Below are 20,790 nucleotides of genomic sequence, written 5' to 3'. Positions count from 1 at the left end.
CCCATGGCTTGGCGTAAGGCATATCCGTGCCACTTTGTGGAAATGCAGGCCGTGCCCGCATGCAAGGAAAGGTTCGCATTATGGCAGCGAACGCCATTTATACAAGCGGCAGGCAGCGCCCTTGGCTACCACACAGAGTTGACAGTACAGTGTCGCCCTCCCGTATAGCAGGCTCGAAACTGGCGCCTCGAAGAAAAGAAATTTCCTTCGCAAACCAAAGAAAAATCAAGTCATCCCACCGCGCTTCGCAACCTCACCTGAAGACACTCGAGGCTGATCGGACGCCCAGACCGACAACGCTGAACCTCCCGCCCCTCAGCCTGCACATGGCCTGCGGCCTTACTGAAGCATCACCGCCCGAACGGGCGGCGTTTGTGCGATGCTTCGGCTCAGCGAACCTTCTCCCCGGGCCCTACCAAGCGGCGAACCTGAACCGCCTGAATAAACTTACCAGGTCGAAAATAGAAGATATTCTTCAGAGCGAACGCCAGGTTCTCTGGCAGCACCTTGCGCGTGGAACGTGCCATCGCCAAGAAAGTCACAAGGAAGTTCGCGTACAAGTCCGTGCGCAATTCCGGATGATTGTCAAAGTAATCAGCAACGTCTCTAAAGTAAATCCTGTAAGCCTTGGTACGCCCCGCCAAGGTGGACAGATAAGAACCATTACCCGGATTGCAGCGATACATGACCAATGGCTTGTTGATGAACACACCGCGCCCGGAAGGAATCATGGTGTCCATCGCAAAGTACCACTCCATCGACTCCTGGGCAGCGGTCACCTTGCGCGCGGAACGGCGGTAGGCATAAGCACTGTGGACGCAAGTAGAACCCCAGCGGGCCAACTCCTGCAGCGAAAAGAACGTGTGATAAGGCGCCTCATCCCCGGGATAAGGCGGTATTGACTGATAACTGCGATCATCAGAAAAGTACACTGCCTTGTGGAAAACGATGTTGACATCAGGGTACTGGACAAAAAGATCGTACTGCTCCTGGAGCTTCCCACTCATCATGATGTCGTCACCATCAAAGTGAAAAACTACATCCCCTGTCGCCAAGGCATGAACGCCATAATAGTTATTTGACACACCCACATTTTTTTCACGCAAAACCAGCTTCAAGCGCCCCGGGTGCTTTTCAGCACACTCCCGAATAATACGCTGGGTACTATCGGTCGAGCAGTCATCAGAAACAATCACCTCAAGATCAAAATTGACTTCCTGAGCCAGGATACTTTCGAGACACTCTGCAATATAGCGCTCCTGATTGTAACAGGAGACAACCACGGTTGCGCTCAACATCAAACCACCCTTTTCGTATAAATATAAAAACCAATGACTGAGCAGGCAAAATAAATAACATTCATTGCCAGGTGTGCAATGAATACACCCTGTAGCCCCCACCCCTGCTTCAATGCCAGGGTACTGAACAGACAGAACAGGACCCCTTGACTTATCTCACCCAGCACATAGATCCGGGTCGCAGCCTTGGCGACCACCACAAAACCTATGACGTAGGAGGTTACCCTGAACAGGTCTCCCAGCAACTGATACTGGATAAAATCACCCAGCTCGGCAAAATCGGTTGACAACAATAGCGGAATAAAGAAGCTACGCAGCCCGTAGAAGCTAATCGCACCTACGCCAAACAGGCATAACGCCAGCACCATGAACTTACGAACCACCGCCGCTACCTTGCGTCGATCCTGCAAACCCGAAACGATCGGAATGAAGTACGCCGCGAGAAAGACCACGAAGAACCCCATGTAGGCACTGGACAGCTTAAGCGATGCCTGCCAGAGCCCGGCAGCTTGCAGCCCCGCATTCTCCAGCAACAGATTGCGCACAACAATTTCTACAAGCGGCACGCTCAGCGCACCGACAGCAGCCATCAGCGTGAAACCCGAGAGCTTTGCAAATTGCGGCCGGTAGGCGACACGCCAGCGCACATGCTTACGCAGCCTTGAGCTGGCAAAGAAATATAACGCCGGCAGGCTGTATGACAAATAAAATACAATAATCGACAGCGCCGCCCCGACTAGGCCGAACTGACGGATCAGCAACCACGCCAAGGGTAGCGTGAGCAGATTACCCACAATCTGTATGGTCGCGTAAACCCGGGTTTCATGCAGGCCATTGGCAGTGCCATTGACGATGTTGGTAAATGCAAAACCGAACTGCGCAACTCCCAACACTATCATCAGCCAGGCGTATTCTCCCCCCAGCAGATAATGAGACAGCGGGCCACTGAAGACCATCGCCCCTACTAGAATCAGCGTACACAGCCCCAGCGAATAGAGTCGCGCCCCTGCAAGAAACCGAAGCATCTGCTTCGGTTTGTGTCGATACTCGGCGACGTACTTGATGACACCGTTCTGGATCCCGCCGCCGGCCAGCAACGACAGGAACAGAACAGCGCTCATCAGGTTACCGAGCGCACCCAGCCCTTCCACCCCCAGGTAGACCGCGACCAGCTTCAGGAACAGAAAACCCACCAGAATTTTCGATAGATGGGCCGCTGTCGTGAATAGCGCGCCGGCGAGCACCCCTATACGCTTGCGAATTGATTCAACTTCATCGCGAGAGGCGCTATTCGACATCGATAGATTTCACAACAGCATCGATGACTTGCTGAACTTCTTCATCAGACATGGCAATCCACAGCGGCAGGCGGAGCAGGCGCTCGCTTTCCCGTGTGGTGTGGTTGTCCATGCCATGGAAGCGCCCCAGGGACTTACCGGCTGGCGCCGAATGCAGCGGAATATAATGGAACACCGCACCGATACCCAGCTCGCGCAACCGGCTCAGGACGCTGGTTCGATGCTGAAGATCTCGCACCTTCAGGAAGAACATATGGGCATTGAAACAGCACCCCTCAGGCACAACACCTAGCTCGACAAGCCCTTTGCTCACCAGCGGCTGGAACGCATCCCAATAACGCTGCCAAATGGACAGGCGCGTCTGGTTGATTTCATCGGCCTTCTCGAGTTGACCGTAGAGATAGGCAGCCTGCAATTCACTTGGCAGATAACTGCTACCGACATCTACCCAGGTGTACTTGTCGATCATCCCTCGGAAGAACTGGCTGCGATTAGTCCCCTTCTCGCGGATGACCTCCGCACGCCCGATGAACTGAGGATCATTGATAAGCAACAACCCACCTTCACCGCCACTGGTATAGTTTTTTGTCTCATGGAAGCTGAACGCTGCCATGTGCCCGATGGTCCCCAGGGCTTTACCATGGTAGGTCGACATCATTGCCTGGGCTGCATCCTCGACCACATAGAGATTGTGGCGCTTGGCGATATCCATGATGACGTCCATTTCACTAGCCACACCGGCATAGTGCACAGGAACGATCGCCCGCGTACGCGGTGTGATAGCCGCCTCGATCAAGGTCTCGTCAATGTTCATCGTATCGGGACGCACATCAACGAATACAATCGTCGCACCGCGCAGAACGAAGGCATTCGCCGTACTGACAAACGTATAGCTGGGCATGATGACTTCATCACCCGGCTTGATATCCAGCAGCAGTGCCGCCATTTCCAGCGCTTGCGTGCAGGAAGGCGTCAGCAAGGTCTTGTGACAGGAAAACCGCTCTTCAAACCACTGTTGACATTTATGGCCATAAGCACCATCCCCCGACATCTTGTCGCTGCGCATGGCGGCCAGTACATGAGCGTCCTCGTTTCCAACATGAGGTGGCTTGTTAAATGGAATCATCTTCTAGTCCTTCAAGAGCGGCTTTTTCAGCGACAATACGTAAGTGCCGCACAACTAAACCAACCTGACAAAAACCTGCTTAAACACCGCGAAGATAGTTGATCGCGACATCGCCAATGTACTTGCAACAAAGCCCCCTTCAAGGGCGCCTCACGACTCATGAACAATGAGCCTTCCGCCCCGCGCAGCATTGTATGCTTTATGCCTCATCGCGTTGCAGAACATTTCATTCAGCCTACGAACCGACTCCGACCTCCCGCCCGGTAAATCCCCCAGCTTCATCTCCTTTTCGCCTGGCTCGCCTTCACTTGACCTCACATTCGAAACCTGTCAATCCCGGCAGATTCATGACAAAAGCTGGCTGAGGCGATTGAATGGAACACTACTTCAACGCCGCATAGGCGGCCAAGCCGGATTGTTCAGATTTTTCCATGCGAAAGAGCTTTTAACCTCGTTGATTCTGCCAATTTCCTGCAATAATTCAAGAGCCAATCACCGAGGCACCGCCTCAGAAAGACCTCAGGAAATACTCTCCAGACACCCCACCATTCCCTGTGAATACAGCCCCAGACAGCGCCCCCCTGCGCCGGCGGCCAGTATTCGCCCTTCAGCCGCCCCAACAATGGAGGTTGCAGGGCTTGCGGGCGTCGAGAAATCAAAGCTACCCTTCACAGGCAGGTATCGCGCCCGGCACCGAGTCCTTCACAAGAGCACAGCGACACAGCCGCAGAGGCGAGCAATCTCAGGGCACCCAACACCCCATCCGCACCGAGAATCACAATGCTTACAATTTTTGCAATGACCGAGAAGGGCCTTGCCTTCACCGAACAGGCCACCTCGAAATTCAAGGATATAATATCACTAGTTGTCATCGGCCAAGACAGCGCCGTGACAAATGACTACTCGGAACAGATTGCAGAAACATGCAAAGCCGCCGGCGTCGATTACATCTTCAAGAAAGATCACACCCATGTAAAAAGCGAATATGTCATCGCCATTTCATGGCGTTGGCTGATCAAGCACCCCACCGATAAGCTGATTGTCTTCCATGATTCGCTGCTACCACGCTATCGTGGATTTGCCCCCTTGGTAAATGCGCTGATCAATGGAGAGAAAGAAGTCGGCGTGACAGCACTCTTTGGTGCCAGTGAGTATGACCGCGGCGACATCATCCAACAGGCATCGACTATACTCCAGTACCCCATCACCATTGCAGAAGCGATTACTGCCATTAATGCCTGTTATCTGGAGTGCGGAATGGCCGTGCTCTCAACACTTGCCAGCGGCAACAAGCCGACGGCAATTGCACAAGATCACAGCCTGGCCACCTACAGCCTCTGGCGCGACGATGACGACTATCAGATTGATTGGTCGCTGCCGGCCTCAACCATCCGCCGCACAATTGATGCACTCAGCCCCCCCTACCGCGGCGCATTCTGCAGAGTCAACGGTACTCCCGCGCGCATTCTGGCAGCCGAAGAAGCAGAGGACGTCACGATCGAAAACCGCGACATCGGAAAAGTCATTTTCATCGAGGATGGGCTACCGGTGATCGTCTGCGGAACAGGCCTGCTCAAAGTACTGAAGTGCTGCGACGACAACACCTCCGAGGACCTGCTCCCCCTTGCCCGATTCCGCTCACGCTTCAGCTGAAACGCCGCATAGGGCACCTCCGGAAAAGAGCAGCCCACATCCACGGCGCTCTTTTCGCCCCCACACTGACCTTTAGAAAGGTGCTACGAAAAAACCAATTCCACCTGGCGCTCTTCGTAGCACAACATGCGTACCGCCCGAGCATTCGGACCACGAAAGACGCTCTTTAATTGCGTAAGGCTCGCCTGCGGAGGAACAGGACACGCAGTACTGCCATACCAACCCCGAGCACGCCACCCGCAACCAAGCCGAGAATACCAATGATTTTTCTGTTGGGCCTTACCGGGTCCTCAGGCAAGTCAACAGCTCCGTCCTGCCTGTAGACCTTCACAACCTCCCCATCGACCTGCAAGGCCTGGTAGAACGCCAACGACTCCTGACGCTCGCGAAGATTGCGCACGAACGGATCATCAGAGGTGCGATTGCGCAAATTGTCGATCTCAGCCTCCAACGCCTTGCTACCACGCATGTAGATGAGCGATCCTTCCATACCTGCGGAGACTTCGCCAGAGAGGTTGTTCGCGATAATTGGCGGCTTCTCCAAGCCGATCGTTCGAGCCACTCTGAGCGCCTCGGAAAGCTGGATAAGTTGATCCTCGCGCCGTTTTTTCGCGCCTTCCCGCGCGATGTTTATCTCTTGCTCGAGATTCCTCGCCTTGACCTTGGCGTCGGTCATTACATTCTCGACAACTTCATCTTCCCCCAGCCGCCCGGCCATTTCGATGTAGCGAGCCGCCCAATCGGCAGCCTGCTTCGAGTCCGAGGCCTCGACCCTGATGAAATGGCTGTCCACCCCTTCCTTGGATACCTGCCCCAAGGAGACCGCCGACAGATAGCGATCATATTGCTTATCTTGGGAGCCGCGGCGACGAGCCTCAGGCAAGGCGGGCAAGTAGGACTCGCGGAAAAACTCGCGTCGCAATGACTCCGACTGCAAGTTGCGCAGGTAAACATCAAAAACTTCCTTGACCGTCAACATGACCAATCCAGAGCCCCCACCCCGCCCATAGTTCAACTGAGCGATATCATTCGAGGTTGGCGGCTGCACAAAAACCTTGACTTCGTACACAGGCTCCGCCAAGTAGGCATATAGCAAGGCCCCTGCAGCTACAAGTCCGGTCACAAGACCAATCAACAGCTTTTGCCCCCACAACGCCTCGGTCAGCTCAAACAGATCAATCTCATCACCATTCAGGCGCTCACGTTCATTACGCATTTATTCTATTTTTCCTTGAGTCCGTCTGCATTGCATGAGTCACTGCACAGTAGAAATCCAGATTCACCTGACTGGCGTTTGGCAATCTGGACTATCGATACACCCAGCCTTCCATAGAGAAGGCAAGCCGCAATTAGTTCCGACCACCCGACCAACGCCCTGCAGACCATCAGCATCATAGGACGCGGGCGTGACACTTTGAACGCATTGAACAGCCCGACCTGGGCACCCACCTGGAAACAGGCGTAGCTGGAAATACTCTTCACACACTTGCCAGGCAACTCCACCTAGGGACGATGAACAACCCTAAGCCCTGCCTCTGGCAATAGTGATCAGACTGGTAACTCATTGTAAAGAGTAGACCATCAGGAACAGATGACAGGCCGCATCGCAATATGGCCGAGCAGGCCATGAGAGCCCCAAAGGGACTGCAGGCAGGCCTTGAGCGGGGCAATGAGGAGGGATCACCAAGATATCCATTCTTCCGAATCCTTCAACAGGCAAATTGACAAGCGAGGAATTACCTCACTTATCAAGCCCCATTCAAATACGGAAAACTCTTAGTGATTTGTAGGAAATATCTTCAGACTTAAATGCGTACGTCCTTCCGGCCACGCTCGCGAAGCTGGCGCCGCCCTCGCGCCACACCATAGGCACCCAGTATCGGGCCCACGGCCAAACCAATAACCAATGCCACCAGCACCAACACTGCCACCGGCGCGGACGGCACCGACCAGCCAAAAAGTACCAAGGATACAGTTTGCTGGTTCTCCAACACAAAGAACAACACTACAGCCGCCAATAGCAGCACGAACAACGCCATCAGGGCGCGCTTGAGATTACGCATCAGGCTGCTCCTCCATTCAAGGGTGCTCATGCTCTTCTTCATTAACCCGATCACGCAACTCCTTGCCGGGCTTGAAATGCGGCACGTACTTGCCGTCCAGGCTGACCGACTGACCGGTCTTGGGGTTGCGCCCTACACGGGGCGCGCGATAGTGCAGGGAAAAGCTGCCGAAGCCACGGATCTCGATACGATCCCCGGTCGCCAGGCACTGCGACATCTGCTCAAGCATGGTCTTGATGGCCAACTCGACGTCCTTGGACGAGAGTAGCCCCTGATGGGTGACAATACGTTCGATCAGCTCCGACTTCGTCATATTTTTCCCTTCGTTATCAAGCAGCTAGATCATTGCTTAATCAGTTTGTAGCACGCTCCGAGCGATTTGAACAGGCCGGTTCTTGACTAAACAAAAAAATTCAAGGTAAGGATTTGTTCACAGTCGTGACAAGCCGCCAGGAATCGGGCCAGGGTACCGGAGGCTCCACACCTGCCGAGAAATCACAGGCACAAAAAAGGGCGACCCGAGGGTCGCCCTTTTTACCGATCAAACAGAACTCAGTTCTGCTTGGCCATAGCTTCGCGCAGCAGCGCGGCCATGGTGGTGTCGGCAGCCGCTTCCGGAGCGTTTTTCAGGCTCTGGATGGCTTCGCGCTCTTCAGCATCGTCCTTCGACTTGATGGACAGGCTGATGACGCGGGACTTGCGGTCGACGCTGATGATCTTGGCTTCGATCTCTTCGCCTTCCTTCAGCACGTTACGAGCGTCTTCAACGCGGTCACGGCTGATTTCGGAAGCTTTCAGAGTAGCTTCGATGTCGTCGGCCAGGGTCACGATAGCGCCCTTGGCGTCAACTTCCTTGACGATACCCTTGACGATAGCGCCCTTGTCGTTGACAGCAACGAAGTTGGAGAACGGATCGTCTTCCAGCTGCTTGATGCCCAGGGAGATGCGCTCGCGCTCTGGGTCAACCGACAGGATGACGGTTTCCAGCTCGTCGCCCTTCTTGAAGCGACGCACGGCTTCTTCGCCGGCTTCGTTCCAGGAGATGTCGGACAGGTGAACCAGACCATCGATGCCGCCGTCCAGGCCGATGAAGATACCGAAGTCGGTGATCGACTTGATGGTACCGGTGATCTTGTCACCCTTGTTGAACTGGCCGGAGAAGTCTTCCCATGGGTTGGACTTGCACTGCTTGATGCCCAGGGAGATACGACGACGCTCTTCGTCGATGTCCAGAACCATGACTTCCACTTCGTCGCCAACCTGAACGACTTTCGACGGGTGGATGTTCTTGTTGGTCCAGTCCATTTCGGAAACGTGTACCAGGCCTTCAACGCCTTCTTCCAGCTCAGCGAAGCAGCCGTAGTCGGTCAGGTTGGTAACGCGAGCAGTCACACGGGTGCTCTCTGGGTAACGGGCTTTGATAGCAACCCATGGGTCTTCGCCCAGTTGCTTCAGGCCCAGCGAAACGCGGTTGCGCTCACGATCGTACTTCAGGACCTTGACGTCGATCTCGTCACCAACGTTGACGATCTCGGACGGGTGCTTGATACGCTTCCAGGCCATGTCGGTGATGTGCAGCAGACCATCGACGCCGCCCAGGTCAACGAACGCACCGTAGTCGGTGAGGTTCTTGACGATACCTTTGACCTGCTGGCCTTCCTGCAGCGATTCCAGCAGAGCTTCGCGCTCGGCGCTGTTTTCGGCTTCCAGGACGCTGCGACGGGAAACGACAACGTTGTTGCGCTTCTGGTCCAGCTTGATGACCTTGAATTCCAGCTCTTTGCCTTCGAGGTGGGTGGTGTCGCGCACTGGGCGGACATCAACCAGGGAGCCCGGCAGGAACGCACGGATGCCGTTAACGTCGACAGTGAAGCCGCCTTTAACCTTACCGTTGATAACGCCCTTGACCACTTCTTCAGCAGCGAAAGCAGCTTCCAGAACAATCCAGCACTCGGCGCGCTTGGCTTTTTCACGGGACAGCTTGGTTTCGCCGAAGCCGTCTTCGACCGCGTCCAGCGCAACGTGAACTTCGTCACCGACCTTGATGGTCAGTTCGCCAGTTTCGTTGTAGAACTGCTCGAGCGGGATGACACCCTCGGACTTCAGACCAGCGTGTACGGTAACCCAGTCGCCGTCGATGTCGACAACGATACCGGTGATGATTGCACCCGGCTGAAGATTGAGGGTTTTCAGGCTTTCTTCAAAGAGTTCTGCAAAGCTTTCGCTCATTTTAATTCCTGTAGATTCGGGCGAAAAAGACGCCCATAGCCACATTCCAGACAATGTGGGTTTCGTTAAGTTAAGAAGTGCTGGCAGGACGTTGACTGGTGCCCCTGCCGGCCCTCCTCTCCATCAGGCCAGGTCGCGCAGTGCGAGCTCGCTTCTGATGCGTTGCAGCACCTGCTCGATGGACAACTCCGTGGAATCCAGCTGAATTGCATCGGCCGCCGGCTTGAGCGGGGCCACTGCGCGCTGGGTGTCGCGCTCATCGCGCGCACGGATCTCATCTAGCAGACTCGACAGACTAACATCTTCGCCCTTGCCCTTCAACTGCAGGTAACGGCGACGGGCACGCTCCTCGGCACTGGCGGTAAGGAACACCTTCAACGGCGCGTCCGGGAACACCACGGTCCCCATGTCGCGACCGTCGGCGATCAGCCCAGGGGCTTCACGGAAAGCACGCTGGCGCTGCAGCAGCGCCTCGCGCACCGCCGGCAGCGAGGCAACCATCGAGGCCCCGGCACCGACTGTCTCGGTGCGAATAGCATTGCTGACATCCTCACCTTCGAGAATGATCTGCTGCAGCTTGCCCGGCTCCGCCGCGACGAACTGCACGTCCAGATGCGCGGCCAGCGCCTTGAGTAGCTCTTCGTTGGTCAGGTCGACACCGTGATTGCTGGCATTGAATGCCAACAAGCGGTAGAGGGCGCCAGAGTCGAGCAGGCGCCAGCCCAGCTCACGAGCCAGCAGCCCTGCGACCGTGCCCTTGCCCGAGCCGCTAGGCCCGTCGATGGTGATGACCGGTGCTTGCGAATTCACGACTTGCCCTCTTCGGCGACGCGGATGCCGACTTCCTTGCACAGCGCCAGGAAGTTGGGGAACGACGTGGCGACGTTGGCGCAGTCATGAATGACGATCGGGGCACTGGCGCGCAGCGAAGCGATGCTGAACGCCATGGCGATGCGATGGTCGCCGTGGCCGTGCACTTCGCCGCCGCCGATCTGGCCGCCGTCGATGATGATGCCATCCGGGGTCGGCTCGCACTTCACGCCCAGGGCAACCAGGCCGTCGGCCATCACCTGGATGCGGTCCGACTCCTTGACCCGCAGCTCTTCGGCGCCACGCAGCACGGTACGCCCTTCGGCGCAGGCGGCGGCGACGAACAGCACCGGGAACTCGTCGATGGCCAGCGGCACCAGCTTTTCCGGGATGTCGATACCCTTGAGCTTGGCGCCACGCACGCGCAGGTCGGCCACCGGCTCGCCGCCGACTTCACGCTGGTTTTCCAGGGTGATGTCGCCGCCCATCAGGCGCAGGATGTCGATAACGCCGGTGCGGGTCGGGTTGATGCCGACGTGCTCCAGGACCAGATCAGAACCCTCGGCGATGGACGCCGCCACCAGGAAGAACGCCGAGGAGGAAATGTCCGCCGGCACTTCGATACGGGTGGCGGTGAGCTTGCCACCGGACTGCAGGGAGGCTACCGGACCGTTCGACTCGACCGCGTAGCCGAAGCCGCGCAGCATGCGCTCGGTGTGGTCACGGGTCGGCGCAGGCTCGGTGACGGTGGTGGTGCCTTCGGCGTACAGGCCGGCCAGCAGCAGGCACGACTTGACCTGGGCACTGGCCATCGGCAGCGTGTAGTTCAGCGCCTTGAGCTTGTGCCCACCACGGATGGTCAGCGGCGGACGACCCTCAGGGCCAGTCTCGACCACGGCACCCATTTCACGCAGCGGGTTGGCCACGCGGTTCATCGGACGCTTGGACAGCGAGGCGTCGCCGGTCATGGTGGTGTCGAACGACTGCGCTGCCAGCAGGCCGGACAGCAGGCGCATCGAGGTGCCAGAGTTGCCCACGTACAGCGGCCCGGGTGGCGGCTTGAGGCCATGCAGGCCGACACCATGGATGGTCACGCGACCATGGTGCGGCCCTTCGATGACCACACCCATGTCGCGGAAGGCCTGCAAGGTCGCCAGGGCGTCTTCACCCTCGAGGAAACCTTCGACTTCCGTCGTGCCCTCGGCCAGCGAGCCGAGCATGATCGAGCGATGGGAAATCGATTTGTCGCCAGGTACGCGGATCCGTCCGGACACGCGGCCACCCGGTTGGGCCAGGAAAATCAGATCGTTGGCGTTCATAGCGTCCACATAGGCCCGACGGGCAAGGATTTTACTGAAATGCTCGCGGGCAACCCGGGCGCGGGTGAACACGCCCAGCAGTTGGTGCCCGTCCCCAGCATCGACCGCGTCGCGCAAGGCGTCGAGGTCGCTGCGAAATGTATCGAGAGTGCGCAGGACCGCCTCGCGGTTGGCGAGGAAGATGTCGTGCCACATGATCGGGTCGCTGCCGGCGATTCTCGTGAAATCCCGGAAGCCTCCCGCAGCGTACCGGAAGATCTCCAGGTTTTCATTGCGCTTGGCCAGCGAGTCGACCAGGCCGAAGGCCAGCAGGTGCGGCAGGTGGCTGGTGGCGGCCAGCACTTCGTCATGGCGCTCCACCGACATGTGCTCGACATCGGCATCCAGCGCCCGCCAGAGGTGATCGACCAGGGCTAGCGCGCCCGGCTCGGTTTCCGCCAGCGGAGTGAGGATCACCTTGTGCCGGCGGAACAGCGCCGCATTGGAGGCCTCCACCCCGCTCTGCTCGGACCCGGCGATCGGGTGCCCCGGCACGAAACGCGGCAGGCGCTCGGCGAACGCCTCGCGCGCGGCACGCACCACATTGCCCTTGGCACTGCCCACGTCGGTGATCACCGCATTACCCAAGTCGAGCTGGGCCAGGCGAGCCAGGACTTTCTCCATGGCCAGGATCGGCACAGCCAACTGAATGACGTCGGCGCCGACACATGCGGCCGCAAGGTCAGCCTCGCAGCGATCGACCACGCCCAGCACCACGGCTTGTTTGCGCGACTCGGCGTCGAGGTCGACGCCGACCACTTCGCGGCACAGGCCGCTTTCGCGCAGGCCTTTGGCAAAGGAGCCGCCGATCAGGCCGAGACCTACGACCACCAGACGGTCGATGAGCGGAGCGGGATTGTTTGTTACAGCATTAACCACGAGTGCGAACCCTGTTCAAAAACATGCCAGTCGTTGAGACCGCAGGGGGCTGCTGCGCAGCCCATCGCTGGCAAGCCAGCTCCCACATAGGCCAGCGATACACCGCTCCCTGTGGGAGCCGGCTTGCCGGCGATGGGCCGCAAAGCGACCCCAACAAAATCGATCAGAGCACCGCTTTCGGATAAGAGCCCAACACCTTCAGCGCCACAGCCTCCTGGCTGATCTGCTCGAGTACCGCCTTGATCAGCGGATCACGGTGATGGCCGACAAAGTCGATGAAGAACACGTAGGTCCACTTGCCGCTGCGCGACGGACGGGTCTCGATGCGCGTGAGGTCGATGCCGTTCTCGTGGAACGGCACCAGCAGCTCGTGCAGAGCACCCGGCTTGTTGCTCATGGAGACGATGATCGAAGTCTTGTCGTCGCCAGTCGGCGGCACTTCCTGGCTGCCAATCATGAGGAAGCGCGTGGAGTTGTCCGGCCGGTCCTCGATCTTTTCGGCCAGGCGGGTCAGGCCATACAGGTTGGCCGCCATGTCACCGGCAATGGCCGCCGAATTCCACTCACCCTTGACCCGCTTGGCCGCCTCGGCGTTGCTGGACACAGCCACACGCTCGACGTTCGGGTAATGGGCGTCCAGCCACTTGCGGCACTGGGCCAGCGACTGGGCATGGGAGTAGATACGGGTGATGCTGTCGGTCTTGGTGTTCTCGCCCACCAGCAGGTGATGGTGGATACGCAGCTCGACCTCGCCGCAGATCACCATGTCATGCTCGAGGAAGCTGTCCAGCGTGTGGCTGACGGCGCCCTCGGTGGAGTTCTCCACCGGCACCACGCCGAAATTGACCGCACCCGCCGCCACCTCGCGGAACACCTCGTCGATGGCCGCCATCGGGCGGCTGACCACGGCATGGCCGAAGTGCTTCATGGCTGCGGCCTGGGTGAAGGTCCCTTCAGGGCCGAGGTAGGCCACCTTAAGCGGCTCTTCGAGCGCCAGGCAGGAGGACATGATCTCGCGGAACAACCGCGCCATCTCTTCGTTGTCCAGCGGCCCCTGGTTACGCTGCATGACGCGCTTGAGCACCGCGGCCTCGCGCTCGGGACGGTAGAACACCGGCGCCTCGCCTTCAGGCAACGATGCGGTCTTGACCTTGGCCACTTCCTGGGCGCAACGGGCGCGCTCGCTGATCAGCTCGAGGATCTTCTCATCGAGGCTGTCGATGCGCACGCGCAGGGCCTTGAGCTCCTGATCGGACATCAGCCGTGCTCCTTCTCGAATTCACCCATGTACTGCACCAGCGCCTCGACAGCCTCCAGGCCCAGGGCGTTGTAGATCGAGGCACGCATGCCACCGACCGAACGATGGCCCTTGAGGTTGAGCAGGCCACGGGCATCGGCACCGGCCAGGAAGGCCTTGTCCAGACGTTCGTCGGCCAGGCGGAACGGCACGTTCATCCACGAGCGGGCGTTGACACTGATCGGGTTGGTGTAGAACTCGCTGGCATCGATGAAGCCGTACAGGCGCTCTTTCTTGGCGCGGTTGCGCTGCTCCATGGCCTCGACGCCACCCTGCTCCTTGAGCCACTCGAACACCAGGCCCGAGAGGTACCAGGAATAGGTGGCCGGAGTGTTGTACATCGAACCGTTGTCGGCCGACACCTTGTAGTCGAGCATGGTCGGACAGCTGCTGCGGGCACGGCCCAGCAGGTCTTCGCGCACGATCACCACCACCAGGCCGCTCGGGCCGATGTTCTTCTGCGCGCCGGCGTAGATCAGGCCGTACTGCGATACGTCGATCGGGCGCGACAGGATGTCCGAGGACATGTCGACCACCAGCGGGACGTCACCAGTCTCGGGCACCCAGTCAAACTGCAGGCCCCCAATGGTCTCGTTGGACGCATAGTGCACGTAGGCAGCGTTGCGGGTCAGCTGCCACTCGTTCTGGCCCGGGATGGCCAGGTAGTCGTAGGGTTTGGCGCTGGCAGCAACGTTGACAGTGCCAAAGCGGCGCGCTTCCTCGATGGCCTTCTTCGACCAGATACCGGTCTCGACGTAGTCGGCGGTGCCGTTTTCCGGCAGCAGGTTCAGCGGAATCTCGGCGAACTGCTGGCTGGCGCCGCCCTGCAGGAACAGCACCTTGTAGTTGGAGGGGACGGACAGCAGGTCGCGCAGGTCCTGCTCGGCCTTTTCGGCGATGGCCACATAGTCGTCACTGCGATGGCTCATCTCCATCACCGACAGACCCTTGCCGCGCCAGTCCAGCATCTCGGCCTGGGCGCGCTGCAGCACGGCATCAGGAAGCGCGGCAGGGCCTGCGCAGAAGTTAAAGGCTCGTTTGCTCACATCCACTCTCGCTCTGCCAAATAGAACAAAATCGTAATTCGCTGCGGACCAGTCAAGACTGTATCGCCAGCATCAGGGCTGCCTCGCAGCGCCAATGCCCCACCTTCATCAGTCAAACGGGGCGACCTTGGTCGCCCCGCTCGGGTTGTTGCATCGATTATTCCTGAGGCGCCTCTTCGGTGCCGGCATCGTCGTCGCCCACCGCATCGAGCGGGGCGCCCTCCTCGTCCGTCTCGATCAGTTCATCGAGCTCTTCCTCGGAGGGTTCCTGGACGCGCTCAAGCCCCACCAGCGTCTCGTCGGTGGCCAGCTTGATCAGCGTGACACCCTGGGTGTTACGGCCCAGGCTGGACACCTCGCCAACCCGGGTACGCACCAGCGTGCCCTGGTCGGAGATCAGCATGATTTCCTCGCCTTCCTGCACCTGGATAGCGCCGATCAGCAGACCGTTGCGCCCCTTGGTGCCCATGGCGATCACGCCCTGACCGCCACGGCCGCGACGCGGGAACTTGGACAGCGGGGTACGCTTGCCGAAACCACGCTCGGAAGCGGTGAGGATCTGCGCGCCAGACTCCGGAATCAGCATGGAAATGATCTGCTGACCCTTGCCCAGCTTCATGCCGCGCACGCCACGGGCGGTACGGCCCATCTCGCGCACCACGCTCTCGGCGAAGCGGATCACCTTGCCGGCGTCGGAGAACATCATGACTTCCTTGGCGCCATCGGTGATGGCGGCGGCGATCAAGGTGTCACCTTCCTTGAGCTTCAGGGCAATCAGGCCGTTGGAACGCGGACGGGCGAACTGCACCAGCGGAGTCTTCTTGACGGTACCGGAAGCAGTGGCCATGAAGATGTAGGCGCCGGTCGCTTCAGCGACCCACTCAGGGGTGTCGCCGTCTTCCTCGTCGATCTCCTCGGCTTCCACCAGCTCGCCTTCGATCACGCTGTCATCGCTGTCTTCCAGTTCTTCCTCTGGGTCTGCGTGCTGCTGCAGCGCCTCCAGGTCGATCTGCAGCATGGCGGTGATGCGCTCACCTTCTTCCAGCGGCAGCAGGTTGACCAGCGGGCGACCGCGGGCGGCGCGGGAGGCCTCGGGAATTTCGTAGGTCTTCTTCCAGTACACCTTGCCCTTGCTGGAGAACAGCAGCAGGGTGGCGTGGCTGTTGGCGACCAGCAGGTGCTCGATGTAGTCCTCGTCCTTGACGCCTGTGGCCGACTTGCCCTTGCCACCACGGCGCTGGGCCTGGTAAGCGGACAATGGCTGGGTCTTGGCGTAGCCACCGTGGGAAATGGTCACCACACGCTCTTCTTCGGGGATCATGTCGCCGTAGTTGAGGTCGTGGCTGGCATTGAGGATTTCGGTGCGACGGGCATCGCCGTACTCGGCGCGGATCGCTTCAAGCTCTTCGCGGATCACTTCCATCAGGCGCTCGGCGCTGCTGAGGATGCGAATCAGCTCGCCGATCTGCTCGAGGATCTCCTGGTACTCAGCCAGCAGCTTCTCGTGCTCCAGGCCGGTCAGGCGGTGCAGGCGCAGCTCCAGGATCGCCTGGGCCTGTTCCGGCGACAGGTAGTACTTGCCTTCACGCAGGCCGTACTGCTCCGGCAGGTCTTCCGGACGGCACGACTCGGCACCGGCACGCTCGACCATGACCTGCACCGCGCTGGACTCCCAGGCCGTGCTGATCAGCGCTTCCTTGGCTTCGGACGGCGTCGGCGAGGCCTTGATCAGGGCGATGACCGGGTCGATGTTGGACAGCGCGACCGCCTGGCCTTCAAGGATATGGCCACGCTCGCGGGCCTTGCGCAGCTCGAACACGGTACGGCGGGTGACCACCTCGCGGCGGTGACGGACGAACGCCTCGAGCAGGTCTTTCAAATTAAGCAGGCGCGGACGACCGTCGATCAGGGCGACGATATTGATGCCGAATACGCTCTGCAGCTGGGTCTGCTGATAGAGGTTGTTGAGCACCACCTCCGGCACCTCGCCGCGACGCAGCTCGATGACGATGCGCATGCCGTCCTTGTCGGACTCGTCGCGCAGCTCGGTGATGCCTTCGATCTTCTTCTCTTTGACCAGCTCGGCGATCTTCTCGATCAGGCGCGCCTTGTTCAGCTGGTACGGCAGCTCGGTGACCACGATCTGCTGGCGGCCGCCGACCTTGTCGATGTCTTCGATCTCGGAGCGGGCCCGCATATAGATGCGGCCACGGCCGGTGCGATAGGCCTCGATGATGCCCTGGCGGCCGTTGATCAGGCCAGCTGTCGGGAAGTCCGGCCCCGGGATGAACTGCATCAGCTCATCGACCGTGATGTCGGAGTTGTCGATCAGCGCCAGGCAGCCGTCGATCACTTCGCCGAGGTTGTGCGGCGGAATGTTCGTCGCCATGCCCACGGCGATACCGCTGGAGCCATTGACCAGCAGGTTGGGGATCTTGGTCGGCATGACCGCCGGGATCTGCTCGGTACCGTCGTAGTTCGGCACCCAGTCGACGGTCTCTTTGTGCAGGTCGGCCAGCAGTTCATGGGCCAGCTTGGACATGCGCACTTCGGTGTATCGCATGGCCGCGGCGTTGTCGCCGTCCACCGAACCGAAGTTGCCCTGGCCATCGACAAGCAGGTAGCGCAGCGAGAATGGCTGGGCCATGCGCACGATGGTGTCGTACACGGCGGTGTCGCCGTGCGGGTGGTACTTACCGATCACGTCACCGACCACACGGGCGGATTTCTTGTACGGTTTGTTCCAGTCGTTGCCCAGTTCGCTCATCGCATACAGAACGCGACGATGCACGGGCTTCAAGCCGTCACGCGCATCGGGCAGCGCTCGCCCGACAATAACGCTCATCGCGTAGTCGAGGTAAGACTGTCTCAGTTCGTCTTCGATATTGACCGGGAGGATTTCTTTGGCCAGTTCGCCCATGAGAAGCCTGATTCCTTTTTCTGGTGAAACTTCGCCTGATCCCTCGAAGGACGAACGAAGCTCGCCGCCGCAGCGCAATTGGGGTGCGACGACTTACGACAAATCAATGAGTTGTGCCATGGATCTGCGCAATGAAGGCCGCGCTAAAGAGTGGCCTTGGAAACTGCCGGATGGTATCACAAACGCTGCGCGCATGGGAGATATGGCAGGTTGCCGTACAGCACCATCCGCACGGATGGAAAAACGCCTCAATGGAGGCGTTTGCGGCACATCAACTGGGCGATCTTTGCGGTATCCGGGCGCTCGACAACGCCCTTCTCGGTGACGATCACGTCGATCAGGTCGGCCGGCGTGACATCGACCACCGGGTTGTAGGCTTCGACATCAGCGGTTACCTGGATGCCCGCTACCTCCAGCAGCTCTTCCTCGCCGCGGGTCTCCAGCGGGATATCCTCGCCGGTAGGCAGATTCAGATCAATGCTGGTGCTCGGCGCCACCACCATGAAGCGCAGCCCGTGGTGCATGGCCGCCACCGCCATCTGGTAGGTGCCGATCTTCGCCGCCACATCGCCATTGGCGGCAATGCAGTCGGCGCCGACCACCACCCAGGTGATGCCCTTGGTCTTCATCAGGTGCCCGGCCGCCGCGTCGGCGACCACGGTCACCGGCACTCCGTCAGCGGCCAGCTCCCAGGCGGTCAGGCGCGAACCCTGCAGCCACGGCCGCGACTCGCAGGCATAGACCTGTTCGACCATGCCCTCCAGGGTGGCGGCGCGGATCACCCCCAGGGCGGTGCCGAAGCCGCCGGTGGCCAGGGCCCCGGCGTTGCCGTGGGTGAGCAGGGCCTGCTCGCTGCCCTGGTGCCTGCGGATCTGCTCGACACCGAACTGGGCCATGGTCAGGTTGGCCTCGCGATCACTCTGGTGAATCGCCACCGCCTCGGCCTCCATCACCTTCAGCACGTCTTCATCCGGGCGCAGGCGCTGCAGGCGCTCACGCATGCGGTTGAGCGCCCAGAACAGGTTGGCCGGGGTGGGCCGCGCCTCGCCGAGCATCATGAAGTCTTCTTCCAGGCTCTCTTCCCAGCTCTCGCCTTCGGCCAAACGACGGCGCAGCGCCAGCACCAGGCCGTAGGCGGCGCAGATGCCGATCGCCGGAGCGCCACGCACGGCCATGTCGCTGATCGCCTCAGCCACCTCGGCCGCCTCGGTGCAGCCCAGCCAGCACTGCTCAAGCGGCAGCAGGCGCTGGTCGAGCAGGTGCAGCACGCCGTCGCGCCACTCGATGCCCGTCACCGTCTCCGCCGCCATCAGTTGCTCGCGCATCGCCTCTCCCCGTCGCCCTGGCATCAAAAGCCGGCGATTATAGCGAGCCTGCGTCGCGGACGCTCGGGTATACTGCGCGTTTAGCCGAACCGATCCAGGTATATATCGCGCATGCCCATCGCCACTCCCCTCCTCGACCTGCTGCTTGTGCCGGACTGGCTGGTCCCCGTCGAGCCGGCCGGTGTCGTGCTGGAGGGCCATGCGCTGGGCATCCGCGACGGCCAGATCGCCTGGCTCGGCCCACGCGAGCGGGCGCCACAAGCGCGGGAAGTGCGAACGCTGCCCGACTGCCTGCTGACGCCCGGGCTGGTCAACGCCCATGGTCACGCCGCCATGACCCTGTTCCGCGGTTTAGCCGACGACCTGCCGCTGATGACCTGGCTGCAGGAGCACATCTGGCCCGCCGAGGGTCGCTGGGTGAACGAGGCCTTCGTGGGTGACGGCACCGACCTGGCCATTGCCGAGCAGCTCAAGGGCGGCATCACCTGCTTCGCCGACATGTATTTCTACCCCCGCGAGGCCTGCGACCGCGTGCACCGCAGCGGCATCCGCGCGCAGATCGCCGTGCCGCTGCTGGATTTCCCCATCCCCGGCGCACGCACCCCGGACGAGGCCCTGCACCTGGCCATCGAGCTATTCGGCGAGCTGCGCCACCACCCGCGCATCACCATTGCCCTGGGCCCGCACGCCCCCTACACGGTGAGCGACGAGAACCTGGAGAAGATCCGGGTGATCGCCGACCAGCTGGACGCACCGCTGCACATGCACATCCATGAGACCGCCAGCGAAGTCGAGCAGGCGCTCAAGGACAACGGCGAGCGGCCACTGGCGCGCCTCGCGCGCCTGGGCCTGCTGGGCCCGAACCTGCAAGCGGTGCACATGACCCAGATCAGCGACGAAGACCTGGCGCTGCTGGTAGAAAGCAACACCAGCGTGGTTCACTGCCCCGAATCCAACCTCAAGCTGGCCAGCGGTTTCTGCCCAGTGGAGCGCCTGTGGCAGGCCGGGGTGAACGTGGCCGTCGGCACCGATGGCGCCGCCAGCAACAATGACCTCGACCTGCTCGGTGAAACCCGCACCGCCGCGCTGCTGGCCAAGGCCGTCGCCGGCTCGGCCACCGCCCTGGATGCTCACCGGGCGCTGCGCATGGCCACGCTCAATGGCGCCCGGGCCCTCGGGCTGGAGGCGATCACTGGCTCGCTCGAAGTGGGCAAGGCCGCCGACCTGGCCGTCTTCGACCTGTCGGGGCTGGCGCAGCAACCGGTGCACGACCCGGTCTCGCAACTGATCTACGCCACCGGTCGCGACTGCGTGAAGGATGTCTGGGTCGCCGGGCAGCAACTGGTCGAGGACCGCCGCCTGAATCAAATGGACGAAGCCGCGCTGGCCGCCAACGCCCGCGCCTGGGGAGCCCGCATCGGCGGGCGCAACGAATGAACGGCCGGCAGCTGAGGCTGCCGGCCCGCGACACTATTTATCGAAGATTCA

The 20,790-nt window shown here is 60.2% G+C and carries 15 protein-coding genes; 2 read left to right on the top strand and 13 right to left on the bottom strand.

From position 1 onward, the window contains the following. Positions 1 to 389: 389 nt before the first annotated feature. Genes ACZ9C1_RS25930 through rffA form a run of 3 tightly spaced genes read right to left on the bottom strand, consistent with a single transcriptional unit; the run spans position 390 to position 3,722 of the window. Positions 390 to 1,298: a glycosyltransferase gene (locus ACZ9C1_RS25930; RefSeq protein WP_476254533.1), complete on the bottom strand. Its 909-nt coding sequence runs from the start codon at positions 1,296 to 1,298 to the stop codon at positions 390 to 392. Next, positions 1,298 to 2,596 (bottom strand): O-antigen translocase, encoded by a 1,299-nt coding sequence (locus ACZ9C1_RS25925; RefSeq protein WP_476254532.1) that lies wholly within the window; start codon positions 2,594 to 2,596, stop codon positions 1,298 to 1,300. The genes ACZ9C1_RS25930 and ACZ9C1_RS25925 overlap by 1 nt, the downstream gene beginning before the upstream one ends. Beyond that, positions 2,586 to 3,722 (bottom strand): dTDP-4-amino-4,6-dideoxygalactose transaminase, encoded by a 1,137-nt coding sequence (gene rffA, locus ACZ9C1_RS25920; protein ID WP_476254531.1) that lies wholly within the window; start codon positions 3,720 to 3,722, stop codon positions 2,586 to 2,588. Before rffA ends, ACZ9C1_RS25925 begins: the two co-directional genes overlap by 11 nt. 780 nt (positions 3,723 to 4,502) lie before the next feature. Between rffA and ACZ9C1_RS25915 the strand changes: the two genes are divergently transcribed. After that, positions 4,503 to 5,375, top strand: a complete 873-nt coding sequence (locus ACZ9C1_RS25915; protein WP_476254530.1) for a methionyl-tRNA formyltransferase — start codon at positions 4,503 to 4,505, stop codon at positions 5,373 to 5,375. Between the two features lie 166 nt (positions 5,376 to 5,541). On the opposite strand, the gene ACZ9C1_RS25910 is transcribed toward ACZ9C1_RS25915, so the two are convergent. From ACZ9C1_RS25910 to mtnA, 10 genes are all read right to left on the bottom strand, one after another. Beyond that, positions 5,542 to 6,591, bottom strand: a complete 1,050-nt coding sequence (locus ACZ9C1_RS25910) for an LPS O-antigen chain length determinant protein WzzB (protein ID WP_476254529.1) — start codon at positions 6,589 to 6,591, stop codon at positions 5,542 to 5,544. Between the two features lie 589 nt (positions 6,592 to 7,180). After that, entirely contained in the window at positions 7,181 to 7,438 is a 258-nt protein-coding gene (locus ACZ9C1_RS25905) for a lipopolysaccharide assembly protein LapA domain-containing protein (protein WP_476254528.1), read from the bottom strand. Between the two features lie 16 nt (positions 7,439 to 7,454). Next, positions 7,455 to 7,751 carry an integration host factor subunit beta gene (gene ihfB, locus ACZ9C1_RS25900; RefSeq protein ID WP_102684335.1) on the bottom strand — a complete coding sequence of 99 codons (297 nt, stop codon included), beginning with the start codon at positions 7,749 to 7,751 and terminating at the stop codon, positions 7,455 to 7,457. Positions 7,752 to 7,990: 239 nt separating this feature from the next. Then, entirely contained in the window at positions 7,991 to 9,667 is a 1,677-nt protein-coding gene (rpsA, locus tag ACZ9C1_RS25895; RefSeq protein WP_046856619.1) for a 30S ribosomal protein S1, read from the bottom strand. A 123-nt stretch (positions 9,668 to 9,790) separates the two neighbouring features. Then, positions 9,791 to 10,477: a (d)CMP kinase gene (gene cmk, locus ACZ9C1_RS25890; protein ID WP_102684336.1), complete on the bottom strand. Its 687-nt coding sequence runs from the start codon at positions 10,475 to 10,477 to the stop codon at positions 9,791 to 9,793. Continuing rightward, positions 10,474 to 12,714, bottom strand: a complete 2,241-nt coding sequence (locus ACZ9C1_RS25885) for a bifunctional prephenate dehydrogenase/3-phosphoshikimate 1-carboxyvinyltransferase (RefSeq protein ID WP_476254527.1) — start codon at positions 12,712 to 12,714, stop codon at positions 10,474 to 10,476. Before ACZ9C1_RS25885 ends, cmk begins: the two co-directional genes overlap by 4 nt. A 163-nt stretch (positions 12,715 to 12,877) precedes the next feature. Further along, the gene (gene pheA / locus ACZ9C1_RS25880) at positions 12,878 to 13,972 is read right to left on the bottom strand and encodes a prephenate dehydratase (protein WP_110698041.1); all 1,095 of its coding nucleotides are present in this window, start codon (positions 13,970 to 13,972) and stop codon (positions 12,878 to 12,880) included. Further along, positions 13,972 to 15,057, bottom strand: coding sequence for a 3-phosphoserine/phosphohydroxythreonine transaminase (serC, locus tag ACZ9C1_RS25875; protein ID WP_094010761.1), 1,086 nt, complete (start codon positions 15,055 to 15,057; stop codon positions 13,972 to 13,974). The genes pheA and serC overlap by 1 nt, the downstream gene beginning before the upstream one ends. A 157-nt stretch (positions 15,058 to 15,214) precedes the next feature. Beyond that, positions 15,215 to 17,977, bottom strand: a complete 2,763-nt coding sequence (gene gyrA / locus ACZ9C1_RS25870; RefSeq protein ID WP_214501173.1) for a DNA gyrase subunit A — start codon at positions 17,975 to 17,977, stop codon at positions 15,215 to 15,217. Positions 17,978 to 18,225: 248 nt separating this feature from the next. After that, positions 18,226 to 19,302, bottom strand: coding sequence for an S-methyl-5-thioribose-1-phosphate isomerase (gene mtnA / locus ACZ9C1_RS25865; RefSeq protein ID WP_277503182.1), 1,077 nt, complete (start codon positions 19,300 to 19,302; stop codon positions 18,226 to 18,228). A gap of 111 nt (positions 19,303 to 19,413) precedes the next feature. Here mtnA and ACZ9C1_RS25860 point away from each other — a divergent pair, with 111 nt between their 5' ends. Further along, entirely contained in the window at positions 19,414 to 20,739 is a 1,326-nt protein-coding gene (locus ACZ9C1_RS25860; RefSeq protein WP_277503181.1) for a TRZ/ATZ family hydrolase, read from the top strand. The last annotated feature ends 51 nt before the right edge of the window (positions 20,740 to 20,790 follow it).

The organism is Pseudomonas sp. TE21435, assembly GCF_056279265.1.
The sequence above is the reverse complement of the archived record's forward strand: the minus strand, read 5'-3'. Positions and strand labels throughout refer to the sequence as shown.

Excerpts from the sequence above, each read along its gene's own strand:
- ACZ9C1_RS25930 (WP_476254533.1), bottom strand. The coding sequence starts at position 1,298 with ATGTTGAGCGCAACCGTGGTTGTCTCCTGTTACAATCAGGAGCGCTAT.
- ACZ9C1_RS25925 (WP_476254532.1), bottom strand. The coding sequence starts at position 2,596 with ATGTCGAATAGCGCCTCTCGCGATGAAGTTGAATCAATTCGCAAGCGT.
- rffA (WP_476254531.1), bottom strand. The coding sequence starts at position 3,722 with ATGATTCCATTTAACAAGCCACCTCATGTTGGAAACGAGGACGCTCAT.
- ACZ9C1_RS25915 (WP_476254530.1), top strand. The coding sequence starts at position 4,503 with ATGCTTACAATTTTTGCAATGACCGAGAAGGGCCTTGCCTTCACCGAA.
- ACZ9C1_RS25910 (WP_476254529.1), bottom strand. The coding sequence starts at position 6,591 with ATGCGTAATGAACGTGAGCGCCTGAATGGTGATGAGATTGATCTGTTT.
- ACZ9C1_RS25905 (WP_476254528.1), bottom strand. The coding sequence starts at position 7,438 with ATGCGTAATCTCAAGCGCGCCCTGATGGCGTTGTTCGTGCTGCTATTG.
- ihfB (WP_102684335.1), bottom strand. The coding sequence starts at position 7,751 with ATGACGAAGTCGGAGCTGATCGAACGTATTGTCACCCATCAGGGGCTA.
- rpsA (WP_046856619.1), bottom strand. The coding sequence starts at position 9,667 with ATGAGCGAAAGCTTTGCAGAACTCTTTGAAGAAAGCCTGAAAACCCTC.
- pheA (WP_110698041.1), bottom strand. The coding sequence starts at position 13,972 with ATGTCCGATCAGGAGCTCAAGGCCCTGCGCGTGCGCATCGACAGCCTC.
- gyrA (WP_214501173.1), bottom strand. The coding sequence starts at position 17,977 with ATGGGCGAACTGGCCAAAGAAATCCTCCCGGTCAATATCGAAGACGAA.
- mtnA (WP_277503182.1), bottom strand. The coding sequence starts at position 19,302 with ATGCGCGAGCAACTGATGGCGGCGGAGACGGTGACGGGCATCGAGTGG.
- ACZ9C1_RS25860 (WP_277503181.1), top strand. The coding sequence starts at position 19,414 with ATGCCCATCGCCACTCCCCTCCTCGACCTGCTGCTTGTGCCGGACTGG.